Origin of the sequence: Leptolyngbya sp. FACHB-261 (assembly GCF_014696065.1) — a bacterium.
Classification (GTDB): Bacteria; Cyanobacteriota; Cyanobacteriia; order FACHB-261; family FACHB-261; genus FACHB-261.
On record NZ_JACJPL010000027.1, the window covers coordinates 708,544 to 724,162 of the forward strand.

The following is a 15,619-nucleotide window of genomic DNA, read 5'->3' on the forward strand; positions in this document are numbered from 1 at the left end:
AAGCGCGCCAAAGGATAAGCAAAATTAGGCAGCAAAGGACTCACCAGTTCGTCATTCACTAGTAAAGTCTCGACTAATCCTAAGGCAGCTTTCTCCCGCGGATAGACTTCAATTTGCTTTAAGCCCCAATCTGCAAGCCAGTTCTGCAAGCTAGTATTTTTGTACGCCTCGGGCTGAGTAGAGCCTGAGTTTCAAGTCTCGATCACGCTGCTCGTTATCCACACCGGGTGGTAAGACTTCCACGACCAGTTCGGGTGCTCCAGTTAAGTACCCTGCCTCATTCAGCAACATTGCCAGCCGTTCGTGACTTGCTCAAACCACGTCAGGGACGACGCAGTACCAATATCTTAAAGCAGGTCACGAAAGCAGGTCAGTATTGAGCAGGCAGGTATTAGCTCCGGATTGAAGTTTAAGTCTCAAGGCAAAAGTGGGTGCTAGGCATAGACTTGCCAAGAGAAGTTTGGCTCCAAATTACTGCTCTCAAATTACGCTCAGACATTTACAGATACTTATTAAGTGAGAACTCAATAAAATGAAGACAGAGAATAGCAATTTTGCGAGTTGAGCTACGCATGTCCCAGCCACATGCTTAATTGCCCTACATCTTCAACTGCATCAGTTCAAAAGGCTGACACTGATTAACTGATGGACTCAGGTGAAGGCGAGTGGTGCGGAACCTGCACCTTCCAACAGCGCAAGGATGGGTTATGCTCAACGTCTTCAAGATTATTGCTGCCTATCGAGCGGCTAATCGTGTCTTAGATACAGAAGATTCAGTAACCGATGCACTTCTCGCGCACTTTCAGCCTCCTGAATTACAGCAGAAACACTGTACATTCGATAGTATCTACGTATTCGGTGACAGCCTCTCAGATATTGGCAACACCTTCGACCTCACTCAGGAGGCTTTAGGACAGGGACTTCCGCCAGCACCTCCCTATTTCCGAGGGCGCTTTTCCAATGGTCCAGTTTGGGTAGAGTATCTGGCTCGGCTGCTCAAACTCTCCTCAGAAGATCACATTAACTTTGCGGTGTCAGGAGCAACAACGGGCAGAACCAACATCTTTATCCCTAATAATCCAGCCAATTTACTAGGACTGCAACAACAGCTCGATAGCTTTACCGCATCCTTTAAGGCAACTGAGCAGCAGGCTAACGCCAAGGCACTTTATACTATTTGGGCAGGGGCTAATGATTACTTGAATTCCAACCTAGACAATTCTCCAGCCAACCCCCCAGCCAATCCTCAGATCAATCTGCAAGCCAATTCCATGACCCCGGTCGAGAATCTAGCCAACGGTGTCAAAGCTCTGGCTGATGTTGGTGCCAAGCAGATTATGGTGGCCAACTTGCCTGATTTAGGCGATTTTCCGGGTTTATCTAGAGACAGCCAACGAACTGCTAACCTCAATACATTGACGCAGGCCCACAATTCTGGTTTAGCAACAGCCCTTCAGGCCTTGAGCCAGTCTGTTGAGCCTGACGTGAATATTATTTCTTTCGATGTCAATTCTCTGTTTAAACAAGTTGTTGCCGAGCCCTCGAGATTCGGCTTTACAGACGTAATCAATACTGAACTCGATCAGCTAGCCCAATTTCAGGGTTACACGGATACATTTTTCTTCTGGGATATTATTCATCCTACAACCACTGCTCATTTAATCTTGGCCAAGGCGGCCTTTTCTTTGCTTTCGCCAACAACACGCTTAACCGAACGCTTAACCGGATAACTAACTTTAGCCCTCTAGCCCGAAATAACTTAGCTAGGTATCCCTTGTTTTGGGGTGGCACAATTCCTAATTATGCTGCACCAGTAATATCCTGCCATGCCCCAAAGATTCAGCTCTCGGAAATTCAGCTCAGAGAAGTTAACCTCCTTGGGGAGAGTAGATTTCGCAGCCCCAGCCTTACACAGCCGGTAACCAACCTCGAACCACATGAGTTACTCTCCCGTGCTGGGCATAATGAGGCTTCGCAAACTTCTTGGGTTAGACTTAGCGCGGTTTACATTCTTCACCCGGGTACATCTTGAGCATATCTATGCTGCTCTCTTCTCAATCCTGGCCTCTAAGACATTGATTCAATCAACCATCTGTGATCGAGCGAACCAATAGGTTGTGATCTCGTTCCTAGACTTTTGTCGCTTTGGGATATCCCAATAGCCTGCAACTAAAGCATCTAGTTACATAAGTTAATAACGCCGGGCGATCTGAATTAAATACTCAGTTGTTGTAATTCTTCAGTGAGAGAAATCACCATAAGGATTCACCCAAAAGTAGGGTGTCGTAGCGAGAAGAAACTCGCAGGATAGAGATATACCTCCTTGGTTCCGCATCGTTATGCAACACCTCCTTGCTGCTTCGTTGGCTCTTGCTGGCCTTTTGGTTGCGCCTGTAGCTGCTTTGGCTCAGCCCCAAACGATCATGGCTGCTGGCACCGCTATTCAGCCTGCAATTGGGCAAGCAGATGGAACCTACCTCTACAGCACTAGCAACCAACCAGACCAAGTTGGTAGCGAGTATGTAGTTTTTGAGCGTCGGGGGGGAACACAAGTCAGCGGCGCACTCTATCTACCTAGCTCAGAATTTGCCTGCTTCTCCGGTTCACTGCAAGGTCAGAGCATGAACCTAGCGGTAATTGGCGTTGGTGATACCCAACCCCATCCCTTCAATGTGAACCTCAACCAATATCAACGCCTTCAACAGGTCAGTGCCAACGACCGCCGCATTTTAGGTATGTGTGCTCAGGTTAACGAGCAGTATGCCCGCATGCAAGGGGCTCCTATTCAAGCAGCAAGCAATCCTGTTTCCCTACAGAAGTAGCCCATTCCCTCGCTGCAGAACTACTTCAATTTCATATTCAATTCAATAGATTTAATTTAAAGGGTTATCTTCCCGACCAAAATCTTCCCAGAGTGGGTTCTGAAGTAGGTCAGCATAGGTAATACGGCGCTGCTCTTCTAGCTCTTGAATCCGGCGCTTCTCAGCATAAATCTTGTCTTGGTAAAAATAGCCCAACTCTGGATAACGCTGAACGTCAGTCTTCTCCCAGAGATCCATAAAGTAGTAGTGGCGCTTGTCACAAATTACTTGCTCCATATAAGCAATTGACGCCTTCAATACCAGCGGAGCTCGCATTAAGGCAATGCGAGCATTTTCATCTAGCCAGAATAAGCGCATGACTTGGTTGAGCCGGTCCGGCTCCTCAGCCAGCTGGATCTGGATGACTTCAATCAGGTCAGTCTCAGTATCAACCTTCTGAATTTGCTGCCAGAGAAAACGGTAGTGCGACATGAAGTCTAGGTCTCGCTCCGCTAGTAGTTCCTCAACCACAGAGCGGTACTGAGGAAAGTGCAGATAAAGCTGCAGAAGCTGCGACTCAGCCACTTCGAGCCGCGAGGTGGCAATTGGCGCCTGCCAGCGACGGGAACGACCATGCCAGCGGTTGCCGCGTACTGCTTCGCGCAGTTCTTCTTCCAGCTGAATTGCCATGCGCGAATTGCCCAAACTCAAGCGCTGGGCGCACTCATGGGTGTAGTGGGTCCGAACAATGGCATTGGGCAAGCCACTGAGTAACTTGACTAGGTCTTGGCTAGCAGTCTGGAGTTGGTCCGCCTGTCGTAAGTCCTTGTCCTCTAAAATCTGGTCGATTTGCCAGTCCAACCACAGGGGCGCAGCGCTCAATAGCTCTCGATACTGTTCAGGGCTATGGGCTCGCAGATATTCATCGGGGTCTTTGCCCTCTGGCATCGCCAGAATCCGCAGTTGAACCTCGCCCCGCGCTGCCAGTTCCCGCACTTCTGCAATGGCTCGCTCTGCCGCAGTTGCTCCTGCCTGGTCAGCATCGAAGTTGAACACCACCTGTTTCGAGTCGGTGTAGCGCAGCAAAGAGCGAACCTGAGCAGCACTGAGGGCGGTACCCATGCTGGCAACTGCATGGGTAATTCCAACCTGGTGCAAGGCGATCACATCGAAGTAGCCTTCCACAACCAGTGCCTGGTCAGCTCGACGAATCGCCTCATGCGCCTGATCCAAACCGAAGAGTAAGGCTCCTTTATTGAACAGTTCAGTCTCCGGCGAATTGAGATACTTGGGCTGCTCATCGCCCAGAGACCGACCCCCGAAACCCACGACTCGCCCGCGTACATCGCAGATCGGAATCATCAAACGGTCACGGAAGCGGTCGTAGTAGCCCCGACCTTCTTTGCGCGGCAGAATTAGCCCCGCTTGCTCAACTAACTCCGGCGGATAACGCCGTTGCTCAACCAAAAAGCCGTAGAGCGTAGCCCAGCCTCCTGGTGCGTAGCCCAGCTTGAACTGGCGAATTGTGGTCTCACTTAGCTGTCGGCCCTCTTTTAAATAGGTCAGAGCAGCTTCCCCCTGGGGTAGCCCCAGGGCATGTTCATAGAAATTAGCGGTGCTGGCCAAGATCTCGTACAGTTGCTCCCGCAGCGAGATTTGCCGCTGGAGTTCCTGCCGTTTCTCTGGTTCTAGAGTCCGGACAGGCACGCTGTAGCGCTGAGCCAGGTCTAGCACCACCTCAGTAAAGGAACGCTTATTCAGCTCCATTAAAAAGGTGAATACATCGCCGGCCTGACCGCAACCGAAGCACTTAAAGAACTGCCGTCCTGGACTGACGTTGAAGCTGGGGGAGCTGTCATCGTGGAAAGGGCAGGAGCCGAGATAGCTTTTGCCCTGCTTGCGCAGCACCACATGGTCTGACACCACATCCACGATGTCAGTCCGTGTGCGGACTTCGTCAATCGTGGATGGGTGCAGACGGGGGATGTCCATAGATGAGGAGATGGGCACAGGCTCCCAGATCCTACTGGAGGCACACCCTATTCTCGCGCCTAGAATCAGCCCTGCACGAGAGCTTCAAAACCTGACTTAGGACTTGCGCGTAAAAAGAATACGTTATAATCTAAGGAGTTGCAGTAGTTGAATTGGACAGGGGGCTGTAACGGTTTCGACGGGCTAGTGGGAACTGACTCGTGATGCAGGCCGAGAGTGAGTCTCCTCTCGCAAATCAAAGGCTCAAAAATCGTACATGCGAACAACATCGTACCTTTCGCTCGTCGTCAAGCCACCGTGCTTGCCTAAAAAAAACCTAATCTAAGGTTCGAGCATCTGTAACACGACCCCGTTAAATGTTGCAGATAACCCTCAACGGGTGCGCTAGCAAACTGCCTCAGGTCAGTGCGTTAGCAAAGACCAATACCTGAGCATCCCACCGTCCGGGATAAGTGACGGTCCCCGCTTCTAGGGTCTGGAAGCTAAGCCTGTGAATGATCGGAAGGTTATGAGCTGGTTCGGACACGGGTTCGACTCCCGTCAGCTCCACCAATTGTTGAACAACTACTGTGGGATGTGGGGGAGAGGTTAACTCTCCCCCACATCTAGCTTTGAGTGACTTTTGCACCTGAACTACCTTCAGGATTTTTAATAAATTTTCTCATCGAGATACCTTACTGTAGCAAGTTAGACGGTTTAGACCGTTGGATAGATGGCTGGTTAAACTGGCCCTGCACGGTTCGGCGTAGGGAGATTGAGATGAGTAACGATTTATTAACGAAACCTCAGGATGGGGTTTACGAGGAAGTTGGCCTCGCGACCAAGTTACGTGAGGGCACCAAGAAAGCCCACACAATGGCAGAGAATGTCGGCTTCGTGAAGTGCTTCCTCAAAGGGGTCGTAGAGAAAGAGTCCTACCGCAAGCTGCTGGGCAACTTTTACTTTATTTATTCGGCGCTTGAAGAAGAATTTGAGCGTCACCGTCGCCATCCTGTGCTCAAGGCGTTGTACCTGCCCGAACTGTGGCGGAAGGAAAGCCTGGAGCAGGATATGGCCTACTACTTTGGCCCGAACTGGCGCAACACGATTGCACCCTCGCCTGTGGGTAAGGAGTATGTGGAGTGCATTCGCCACCTCTCTAACACCGATCCTGACTTGCTCGTGGCTCACTCCTACACCCGCTATTTGGGTGACTTATCGGGCGGGCAAATTCTCAAGAACATCGCGATCCGGGCGATGGGCTTAGAGGGTAGCCAAGGCACAGCCTTCTATGAGTTTGCTGAGATCCCCGATGCCAAGGCATTCAAGACAGCCTACCGGGAAGCTTTAGACCAACTGCCTGTTAGCTCCGAGAAAGCTGACGCCATCGTGGCCGAAGCCAATGCCGCCTTCAAGCTGAATATGCGCTTGTTCAACGAATTGGAAGGCAACCTGATCAAAGCAATCGGCGTGATGCTCTTCAACTCGCTCACCCGGCGTCGTGGTGCTGGCAGCACCGAACTAACTCCCGCAGCGGAGTAGTTCGTCTCTCTACCGCCTGCCTAAAACGTCCTTTAACTCAACTTCGAATCGCCTTAAATTCAACGTGAAGACCTGGCTGGTCAACCTCTTGCGGGAATCGAGATTTCTGTAGGGAGGCTGGGGAGCCAGGTCTTTAGTTTGTGTCCCGGTTGTTGATTCTGAGAGTGATCGCTAAGACTCTGATTTTTCGAGAGAGCATAAGAGAACATGAACACGATTTGGGAGTTGACTCGATGAAACTGGCTCGTGGCTTCCTAGTCCCGCTGCTGGCTCTGGTCACTGCGGTCACCGTCATCGCCTGTAGCAGTGGTGGCAGTACCGGTGGGGCCAGTCCTGAAGCAGGCTCTAGCTCGGGAGCTGCGGCTTCCGGCCCTGTTCGCGTCGCCTCAAAAGACTTCACCGAGCAATTCATTCTGGGCGAAATGTATGCCCTGGTTCTAGAGAACAGCGGCCTACAAGTAGAGCGCAAGCTCAATTTAGGGGGCACCCCTGTCGCTCAAAAAGCCCTAGAAAGTGAGCAGATCGATCTCTATCCGGAGTACACCGGCACGGGCTTGCTGACTATCCTTAAACTGCCGGTTGAGAGTGACCCTAAGCAGGTTTTTGATACGGTTGCCAAGAACTACCAAGAAAAATTCAACCTGGTCTGGCTCGACCCAGCGCCCATGAACAACACTCAAGCGCTGGCCATGACTCAGGAGGGCTCTCAGAAGTACGGCATTAGGACCATCTCCGACATGGCAGCCAAAGCGAGCGAGCTAACCATGATTGGACCGCCAGAGTTCGAGGCTCGCGAAGATGGCCTACCTGGTTTGCAAAAAGCTTACGGTGACTTTAAGCTCAAGGCCTATAAAGGCATCGATCCAGGCCTGCGTTACCAGGGTCTGGTGGATGGTCAGGCAGATGTCGCTGTGGCCTTCGGGACCGACGGAGAGATCAGCGCCTTCAATCTAGTGACGCTCGAAGACGACAAAAAGCTCTTTCCGCCCTATCAAGTTGCACCGGTCGTGCGTCAGGCGGCTCTGGAGGCAAATCCCGGCATTCGTGACGCTCTCAACGCTTTGGCGCCTAAACTTACCGATGACACGATGCGCCGTCTCAACTACGAGGTGAGTGGCAAGCAGCGCGAGCCAGCCGAGGTGGCCAAAGAATTTCTGACCCAAGAGGGCCTGCTCAAAACCTCGTGATCTAGTGCCGAAGCAACTCACGCTAACCTCCTTTCTGGCTCCCAATATGCTTTGGATCTACGAAGCTGTGGGAGCCTATTTATCACGAGCTTTGGGGGTTGAAATCCATACCCGCCAGAGCGCCTATGACCCCCTTGAAGACCCAGCCGTTTTAGAAGATCGGCTGGAACTTGCCTTTCTGTGTGGCTTGCCGCTGGTGCGACGCAATTGGGTCCAACCCAGCCAACTGGTTCCCTTAGTAGCACCGGTCATGCAAGCACCCCGCTACGCAGGTCAGCCCGCTTACTATGCGGACCTGATTGTTCACCGCGATAACCCTGCAACCGTTCTGGCTGAGCTGGCAGGTCAACGGCTGTGCTACAACGATTTGGGTTCTAACAGCGGTTACAACTTGCTGCGCTATCGCCTGTTGCAAGCAGCGCACACTCAAAGCTTCTTCTCACAAGTTCTGGCTTCAGGCTCCCATCAATGCTCGATTCAGTGGATCGCTCAGGGCCAAGCTGATTGTGCAGCTATCGATAGCACGGTGCTCGAACAAGCTGGGCGCGACGCCCCTGAGCTAGTCAGCCAGCTCCGCGTGCTTGAATCCTTAGGTCCCTGCCCGATGCCGCCTGTAGTCGCTGCTCAGCATCTAGGTGCCCCCCTACTCGAACAAATCCGCTCAGCACTACTGGTTGCAAACCAGGATCTTCAGTTGCAGCAGGTGCTTCAGCAAGGTGGCATCCAAACCTATGTCGCCGTACAACCGGAAGACTATACCCCTATCGGTTTGATGCACCAAGCTGCAATCGAGGCTGGTTACGAGACTATTCGTTAAACAATATCTCCTAATAGAGACGGCAACTCGACCTGAAACGCCTCAGAGCAGTCGAGCTCAGACACACAATAATGACCATTCAGGTGTGACAGAGCGAGTGGCTTGCATTCCTCTCTGTGGGCATGTAGAGTGACACGCATGGATAATCTCGGTATTCCTACCGGCTAACCGTAGATTCGAGTATCGCGAACCCTCACACCCTTAGCAGCAAGAGGCCTGTTTATGACCAACCGTTGGCGTAGCAGTTGGAGTAACAAAAATCAGCGGCCAGGCCGGCCAAGCCCAGTCGGCAGACCAAGTCAGCTTGAGAGTTCCAACTTTGCTGCGGCGGAGTGGCAAGCAGTTAGCACAGCGCTTCAACGTCTTATTGACGCTGAAGTCTTGTCTCCTAGCGGACATGGCAACCTGAGCACCCGGCTGGGCGATAACCCATCCAGTCTGCTACTCAAAGATTTGGCCAGTGCTGATCTGGCAGCATTAACGCTGACTGGCCAGGTTGAGCAGGGCTATCTCTCAGCCGAAACCCAACAGATCGTGCCGATGCACACGGTTGTATATGAGCTACGTCCTGAGGTGGGAGCCGTGCTGCATACGCATTCCCCCTATGTCACTGTCTTTGCCTTGGCGCAGAAACCCTTGCCCTGCTACTACGAATCCCTACTGCATTACGGTCAGGTTCAAGATATTCCAGTTGCAGCCTGGGGTCCACGCGGTTCAGCGGCTTCGGTCGAAGCAATCCGGGTAGCCATCCGACAGCACCCCAATACCCAGGCAGTATTGCTCGCCAATCATGGTGTTTTGGTTTTTGGCCCAGATCCGCTCAGTGCAGCAAACCTACTGATCGCAATTGAAGAGGCAGCTGCCGCAACCCTAAGGGCAACAGCATTGGGAGGAGCGTTAGCCTTCCCAGAAGGGGCTTTTACTCAGATCCAGGCGAGTACGGAGCTAGTCGCCATCAGCCAGTAAATTCACCTGGTAGCCTGCTGCTCAAATTGCGTCAGGTCTAAGCTTTACACTATCTATCTAAGCCTGCCATCCAAGACCAAGGAATTAGCCGTGAGCGACATCCGTTTTGATCAGGTATCCCTGCGATTCCCAGGTGCGCCTCGCCCAGCAGTCGATCAGTGCAGTCTCGAAGTCGAGGCTGGCAGGTTCGTGGTGATTTTGGGGCCGTCAGGCTGCGGCAAAACCACTTTGCTCAAGATGGTGAATCGTCTATACGAGCCCACCTCCGGCAAAATCACCATCGACGGCACTGACATCCGGCAACTCAAGGTGACGGCTCTCCGGCGGCAGATCGGTTACGTGATTCAGCAATCTGGTCTGTTTCCGCACATGACCGTGGCGCAGAACGTTGCGGTTGTCCCTAAGCTATTGGGCTGGGAGCGCTCACGCGTGCAACCGCGCATTGATGAATTGCTCGAATTGGTGGACTTACCGCCGCAGGAATATCGGAATCGTTATCCAGCTCAGCTCTCGGGCGGCCAGCAGCAACGGGTTGGCTTAGCTCGGGCTTTAGCTGGAGACCCAAGTGTGCTTTTGATGGACGAACCGTTTGGTGCCATCGATGCCATTACCCGAACCACCCTGCAAGACGAGATTTTGCGGCTACAGCGCCAGCTTCAGAAAACGATTTTGTTTGTCTCCCACGACGTTGAAGAGGCTTTGCGGCTGGCGGATCGGCTCCTGATCCTGCAACGCGGCCAGATTGTGCAGTATGATACGCCCTTTAATATTTTGACGCGGCCAGCCAATGCCTTTGTACGGGAACTGGTAGGAGCTGACGACATGGTGCGCCAGCTGAGTCTGCTGCGGGTTGAAACTGCTATGAAAAGTATTCCACAAGGTTACACACCCAATGGAGAACCCACGATTGCGCAGCATGAGAATTTGCGCCAAGCTCTGTCCCTACTGTTGCAAACGGGCGCACCAGCGCTGACCGTATTAGATAACCGAGGGGCAGTGGGTTTGCTCACTCTGGAGCATATTCGCGACTCTGCCAGCCTAGGAGCGAACGTGTGAGCTACATCTTCAAAAATCCTGGCATTGTCGCCGGCTTGCTGCTTCAGCATTTACAAATGGTTAGCTTGGCGCTTCTGGTTGCAGTGTTGATTGCCCTGCCCTTGTCCCTGTTGATCACGCGTTATCGCTGGTTGGGTGTACCGGTGATGGGGGTGCTAGGTACCCTCTACACGGTGCCCAGTTTGGCGCTAATTATTCTACTGGTGCCTTTTTTTGGCCTAAACGCCAGTTCAGTGATCGTGGCCATGGTTTTGTACACGCAGGTGATCTTGGTACGCAACTTTGTAGTGGGATTGCAGTCGATTCCGCCAGCAGTTTTAGAAGCAGCCCGGGGCATGGGTATGGATTGGTGGCAGCGTTGGTGCCAAGTGCAAATCCCGTTAGCGCTGCCAATTTTTCTAGCTGGTTTACGCCTAGCAGCGATTGTTGCCATTGCCATTGCCACCATTGGCGCCAAGTTTGGGGCAGGTGGTTTAGGGGTCTTGCTATTTGACGGCATTGCCCAGGTCGGGCGTTACGACAAAATTTGGGCAGGCTCACTCACGGTCGCAGCCTTGGCTCTGGTGATTAACGGGGTGCTGCTGACCCTAGAGCGAATCTCAAGCCCGGCTACCCGGATCCGCCGTTCAACCCCTCGGCAGCCGAATTTGTCTGAGCCCTCGCTCAATTTGGAGCCCTAGGAATCTAGAGAGCATCCCTAAATTTCTTTAAATTTCCTCCAGATCTCCTACGCAAACTAAGCCAACTGGGTTGGTGATTTAACAGGCGAAATCTTGCAGAAATGGTACAGCTGCGGCACTAACTGCTGCTGGACAGCCTGCCGCTGCGCTGTGACCACAGTTGGCCAAAATTTCCAGCCGAGCGTTGGGCAGTTGCGCACGGAGCTGCTCACCGTGGGCGACAGGAAACCAACGATCCTGTTCGCTCCACAGAATCAGCGTTGGGCAGTGGACGCTAGCCAGTTGCGCTTGAATCGGTTGCAGCAGACTGGGCTGACCCTGATGAAGGGCGCGAATTTCGCGGGCGAGCTGCTGGAGATTTTCAGCAAATTTAGTGATGGCGTTGGGAAATTCCACGTAAGGGTAGGCCAGCCAGTACACCTCATCCTCACTGACCTCACTGGGGTCTGCGACGACTTCCTGCCGCCCTAGCCACACAATACTGCGCACCAGGGGTGCCAGCCAGTAGGCCAGCCGAGCCTGATCCACTGCCCGTACCCAAGTTAAGGGCAAATCAGCTAGTAAACGCATTCCCAGGCTGGGCAGTTCCACTGGGAAAATCGGCACGTTGATCAGCACCAAGCGAGCCACTAAGTCTGGTTGAGTTTGAGCCACAGCCAGACTGACTAATGCCCCCAAAGACTCAGCCATAATCGCTGCTGGTTCTGGACACAAAGCGCGAATCGCTTGGGCCAAATCGCCAATTTGATGACCCGGTGGGTCGGGGTCGGGGGGCTTGTCGGAAAAGCCGTAACCCCGAGCATCCAGGCAAATCACCCGAAATTGTTGCGCGAGGGGATCAATCAGGTGCCGCCAACTGTAACTCCAACTGCCAACTCCATGCACGAGCACTAGTGGCCGTCCCTGACCCTTTTCACCGAAGGCTAGTTTGAGAGTCTTACCATCAGCGGTTTGGATGCTTACTTTTTGCAGCCCCTGAGGGAACGTCGTCTGCCACCAATTTTGCATAGCTTCAGCCTGCACAGCTTTGGCCTGGACAGTTTTAGGCTCTGCTGGTCGGTGGCTGCACTGCCCGTTGCAGGCTGCTCAGACTCAGCTCGGCGATCAGCGCTAGAATCGCCACTGGGATCGCGCCAACTAATAACACTGCATTGTCATACAGGGCAAAACCCAGGGTAATGAAGCTGCCCAAACCACCGCCACCGATGAAGGCAGCGAGAGTTGCGCTGGCAATTACCTCAATTGTCGCGGTTTTGATGCCAGCAACAATCACGGGCAGGGCTAAGGGAATCTCGATTTGACGCAGGACTTGCCCAGAGGTCATCCCCATACCGAAGGCGGCTTCCCGAATGGCGGGATCAATGCCTCGAAAGCCAACATCAGTGCTGATTAGAATTGGCGGCATCACCAGCAGGGTCAGAGCGATTGCAGCTGATTCAAAACTCAAACCAAAGTAGGGAATCGCCAGAAACAGAATTGCCAGACTAGGGATCACCCGCAGGGAATTAAATGTGTTCATTAGGACAGTAGAGGCCGCCCGTGAGCGGGCACTCAACAGGCCCAGAGGTAATCCCACCACCAAGCCAATTGCCAAAGGAATTGCCACCAACATGAGGTGCTGGCCTAGCGCCGTAATGAGTTGGTCTGAATTGTCAGCTGCGTAGGTATAGGCTTGGCTCAAAACGTTCATCTGGCTTTCCTCGGTTCAGATTGGCTCAGGTCAGGTTTTAGAGTCATGTCACCATAGACTCGGTATTTCAGTTGGGGCTACTGCATTGAAGTCAGCGAAGGGATTTGGCCAAACGCCGCACCAGCCAGCCACTAGCCTTGCGCCCTATGTCCGTACCCTGCCGATTGTGGTAGACGCGATGCTGGCTCTAGCCCAGGTTACTGCTGAGGATTTAGTGTACGACCTCGGCTGTGGCGACGGGCGTATCGTAATTACCGCCGCTGAACAATGGGGAGCGCGGGGGCTAGGGGTTGATCTTGATCCCGAGCGTATCCGCGAGGCCAAGCAACGGGCTAAACAGGCAGGGATCGAGCATCTCGTGCGCTTTAAACAGCAAAACTTGCTTAATCTGAAGTTGTCGCCTGCTACCGTCGTAGCGCTCTATTTACTGCCAGGATCCAACCTACGCTTGCGGGATAAACTGCGTTCAGAACTGGCGCCGGGCTCACGCATTGTCACGCATTCTTTTGATATGGGTGACTGGCCGCCCAGCCAAGTCACTCAGGTTTCTGATGTGATCAATACCTATCCGATCTACTTATGGCAGCTATAAGTTTGTCTTTCAACTCAGCGCTTTAAGCCGTAAAAGCCCATAAGGTTGAACCGTTCAATACGTCAAAATCAAGGTTCAAAATCCGCCCAGAGCGCTATGCAAAAATCCCCTTCAAAATACAAACTCAATGCAGAAAAGTATGAACCTTGAGTTAAAAAGAGCCCAAAATTGTCAGGATAAGCTCACTTCTCCGGAGGGCTATAGGCGTTAACCGTTGTTTGAAGTAGGGTTGAAGATAGCCGAGTAGGCCAGCTTGTGGCCGCCAGATGAGATGACTCAGCTTTGGGCACGATAAGCACAACATTCACACCACACTCTAATATCTCCATGTCGACCCCAGCCTCTCCTTGCCGCATCTTGATCTTGGGCGCTGGCTTCGGTGGCCTGACCGCTGCGCAGACCCTGGGCCATTTATTCAAGAATAAGAAGCTCTCTCAAGAGCATCCCATTGAGGTCACGCTAGTAAACCAGGACAACTTCTTTGTGTTTACGCCCATGCTGCCAGAGGCAGCTGGAGGCACCCTGGAATTCCGCCACATTACCTATCCCATTCGTCAAGCGCTCCAGCGTCTGCCCGTCATCTTTCGCCGCGAACGGGTACTAGAGATTAATCTCGATGCCAAACAAGTCACAACCCTCAACGAAGGCAAAGATACTCTAGCTGTTTTGCCTTACGACATTCTGATTTTGGGCTTGGGTTCAGTTCCCAATAGCTATAACCTACCGGGCGTCAGTGAGTACACATTCCCCCTCAAGGATGTCTCCGACGCTATCGCTCTGCGGAACCAAGTCATTGACCAGTTTGAGCAATCAGTTCTAGAGTCTGACGAACAGCGGCGGCGCGAACTGCTGACTTTCCTAGTGGCTGGCGGGGGCGATGCTGGGGTTGAGACGGTCATGGAGCTGCGGGATTTGATCCACGGGGCTCTGCTCAAGGACTACCCGATGATCAAGCCGGATGAGATTTCACTCAAGCTGGTAGCCTTTGAGTTGTTGCCCCACGTTGAGCCCAATCTGGCGCAGTATGCTACAGAGCAAATGCGGCGCAAGGGCATTGAGATCATGGATAAAACCATGATTTCTGAGGTGAACCCCCGTTGGGTCCAAATCAAAGATGGTCCTCGCATCCCCACTCAAACCTGCGTCTGGACCGCTGGTGTAAAAGTACACCCAGCCATTACTAAGCTGGACTGCCCCAAGGACCGCACCGGGCGCTTGCTGGTCGACACTTGCTCAGAGCTAGACGGCTACCCCAATGTCTTTGCGCTTGGCGACTGTGCCGCTCAGCTTGACACCAAAACCGAGAAGCCCCATCCTCAAACAGCTCAGGTTGCTGTGCGTCAGGCCCAAAATCTGGCGCGGAACGTTGTTGCCCGTCTAAAGGGCGAGCCCCTTCAGCCCTTCGACTTCACAACGCTGCTGCACATTGTTCCCCTCGGCTACCAGGATGGGGTAGCTAATATCCTGGGGGTGCGCTTCTCGGGATTTCCAGCTTGGGTGGTATGGCGCTCTCTATACCTTTTCTTGCTTCCGGATTGGGACAACCGCCTGCGAGTTTCGCTGGACTGGACGATTGCCCTGTTCTTCCGCAAGGATACCTCTCAGATCAAGGAGACCCGCTCTCAAGCTGCCGTGCAGCGCAGCCCCGAGCACGCTCTGCTTAAGGATTAGCAGAGTCTAAGTTAGTCAGAACTTTTTACCAGGCCGGGGATTCCAAGTGATCCCCGGCCTTCTCAGTGTTTCTTCTGACACATCGCCATCCCGGTTGCGAGATATTCCTTCAGATGTATGGATCTTTTGCCTAAAGTAGAACTCATGGCAGAGTCCGGGGAACTTCCGCCTTCGCTACAACAGGAAGTGTAAACAATACGTTACAAATCCAAGAGCCCTTGCAGGTGCGACGAGCTACGAGTCTTTCTTTCGCTTCCAGTTGAGCTAACTTTCAGTGCTTGGCCTTTGGTGTTTGGTCTGTGTCAGCGTTGCACCTAGAACATGGTTGGTTTACCCATAGCAAGGTCTTTTAAGAGACGGAGTCAAAAATCGTGAATAGCAATCAATCAAACGATCAGTCGCCCGAATACTTAGAGCTTCTTTCTCTCCTCAAGAAAAGCATTTGGTGGTTTGGCATCACTGCCTGGGTGTTTGGCATCTGCGACAGAAGCATTGCAACCTTCTCTGATGGTTCGCTGTCTGCCATTGACATCATGCAACTGTTTACAGCCGCCTTCTTCTTCTCCTGCTGGCTGTTGCTGAAGCCTACTCCTGAGCCTGTTCTGTCGCCATCGACTAGTAAGTTCTAGGCTCAGTCCACTCAGGC

At 52.7% G+C, this 15,619-nt stretch carries 15 protein-coding genes and 1 other RNA gene; 12 read left to right on the top strand and 4 right to left on the bottom strand.

Annotated features, from left to right (window positions below; translation table 11 throughout):
• Positions 1-150 precede the first annotated feature (150 nt).
• A complete protein-coding gene (locus tag H6F94_RS32565) occupies positions 151-291 on the bottom strand; it encodes a Uma2 family endonuclease (RefSeq protein ID WP_242041340.1) in 141 nt (46 codons plus the stop codon).
• Positions 292-707: 416 nt separating this feature from the next.
• Between H6F94_RS32565 and H6F94_RS22880 the strand changes: the two genes are divergently transcribed.
• Both H6F94_RS22880 and H6F94_RS22885 read left to right on the top strand, forming a co-directional pair.
• Positions 708-1,730, top strand: a complete 1,023-nt coding sequence (locus H6F94_RS22880; protein ID WP_190804534.1) for an SGNH/GDSL hydrolase family protein — start codon at positions 708-710, stop codon at positions 1,728-1,730.
• Between the two features lie 609 nt (positions 1,731-2,339).
• Positions 2,340-2,822 (top strand): hypothetical protein, encoded by a 483-nt coding sequence (locus H6F94_RS22885; RefSeq protein WP_190804535.1) that lies wholly within the window; start codon positions 2,340-2,342, stop codon positions 2,820-2,822.
• Between the two features lie 51 nt (positions 2,823-2,873).
• Here H6F94_RS22885 and dnaG read toward each other — a convergent pair whose 3' ends face one another.
• The gene (gene dnaG / locus H6F94_RS22890) at positions 2,874-4,793 is read right to left on the bottom strand and encodes a DNA primase (protein WP_190804536.1); all 1,920 of its coding nucleotides are present in this window, start codon (positions 4,791-4,793) and stop codon (positions 2,874-2,876) included.
• A 160-nt stretch (positions 4,794-4,953) separates the two neighbouring features.
• Here dnaG and ssrA point away from each other — a divergent pair.
• The 7 genes from ssrA (at position 4,954) to H6F94_RS22925 (ending at position 11,020) form a co-directional block, all read left to right on the top strand.
• Positions 4,954-5,345, top strand: a transfer-messenger RNA (tmRNA) gene (gene ssrA / locus H6F94_RS22895).
• Positions 5,346-5,552: 207 nt separating this feature from the next.
• Entirely contained in the window at positions 5,553-6,314 is a 762-nt protein-coding gene (locus tag H6F94_RS22900) for a biliverdin-producing heme oxygenase (RefSeq protein WP_190804537.1), read from the top strand.
• A gap of 233 nt (positions 6,315-6,547) precedes the next feature.
• Positions 6,548-7,501, top strand: coding sequence for a glycine betaine ABC transporter substrate-binding protein (locus H6F94_RS22905; protein ID WP_190804538.1), 954 nt, complete (start codon positions 6,548-6,550; stop codon positions 7,499-7,501).
• A 4-nt stretch (positions 7,502-7,505) separates the two neighbouring features.
• The gene (locus tag H6F94_RS22910; RefSeq protein WP_313949355.1) at positions 7,506-8,318 is read left to right on the top strand and encodes a phosphate/phosphite/phosphonate ABC transporter substrate-binding protein; all 813 of its coding nucleotides are present in this window, start codon (positions 7,506-7,508) and stop codon (positions 8,316-8,318) included.
• A gap of 222 nt (positions 8,319-8,540) precedes the next feature.
• A complete protein-coding gene (locus H6F94_RS22915; RefSeq protein ID WP_190804539.1) occupies positions 8,541-9,284 on the top strand; it encodes a class II aldolase/adducin family protein in 744 nt (247 codons plus the stop codon).
• A 90-nt stretch (positions 9,285-9,374) separates the two neighbouring features.
• Entirely contained in the window at positions 9,375-10,340 is a 966-nt protein-coding gene (locus H6F94_RS22920; RefSeq protein WP_190804540.1) for an ABC transporter ATP-binding protein, read from the top strand.
• Positions 10,337-11,020, top strand: coding sequence for an ABC transporter permease (locus H6F94_RS22925; protein ID WP_190804541.1), 684 nt, complete (start codon positions 10,337-10,339; stop codon positions 11,018-11,020). Before H6F94_RS22920 ends, H6F94_RS22925 begins: the two co-directional genes overlap by 4 nt.
• 78 nt (positions 11,021-11,098) lie before the next feature.
• Here H6F94_RS22925 and H6F94_RS22930 read toward each other — a convergent pair whose 3' ends face one another.
• Positions 11,099-12,028, bottom strand: coding sequence for an alpha/beta fold hydrolase (locus tag H6F94_RS22930; protein ID WP_190804542.1), 930 nt, complete (start codon positions 12,026-12,028; stop codon positions 11,099-11,101).
• A 34-nt stretch (positions 12,029-12,062) separates the two neighbouring features.
• On the bottom strand, positions 12,063-12,710 hold the full coding sequence (locus H6F94_RS22935) for an ABC transporter permease (protein WP_190804543.1): 648 nt from the start codon (positions 12,708-12,710) through the stop codon (positions 12,063-12,065).
• 85 nt (positions 12,711-12,795) lie between these two features.
• Between H6F94_RS22935 and H6F94_RS22940 the strand changes: the two genes are divergently transcribed.
• The 3 genes from H6F94_RS22940 (at position 12,796) to H6F94_RS22950 (ending at position 15,602) form a co-directional block, all read left to right on the top strand.
• Positions 12,796-13,302, top strand: coding sequence for an SAM-dependent methyltransferase (locus tag H6F94_RS22940; protein WP_242041341.1), 507 nt, complete (start codon positions 12,796-12,798; stop codon positions 13,300-13,302).
• Between the two features lie 327 nt (positions 13,303-13,629).
• Positions 13,630-14,973, top strand: coding sequence for an NAD(P)/FAD-dependent oxidoreductase (locus tag H6F94_RS22945; RefSeq protein WP_190804544.1), 1,344 nt, complete (start codon positions 13,630-13,632; stop codon positions 14,971-14,973).
• 371 nt (positions 14,974-15,344) lie between these two features.
• Positions 15,345-15,602 (top strand): hypothetical protein, encoded by a 258-nt coding sequence (locus H6F94_RS22950; RefSeq protein WP_199320584.1) that lies wholly within the window; start codon positions 15,345-15,347, stop codon positions 15,600-15,602.
• The last annotated feature ends 17 nt before the right edge of the window (positions 15,603-15,619 follow it).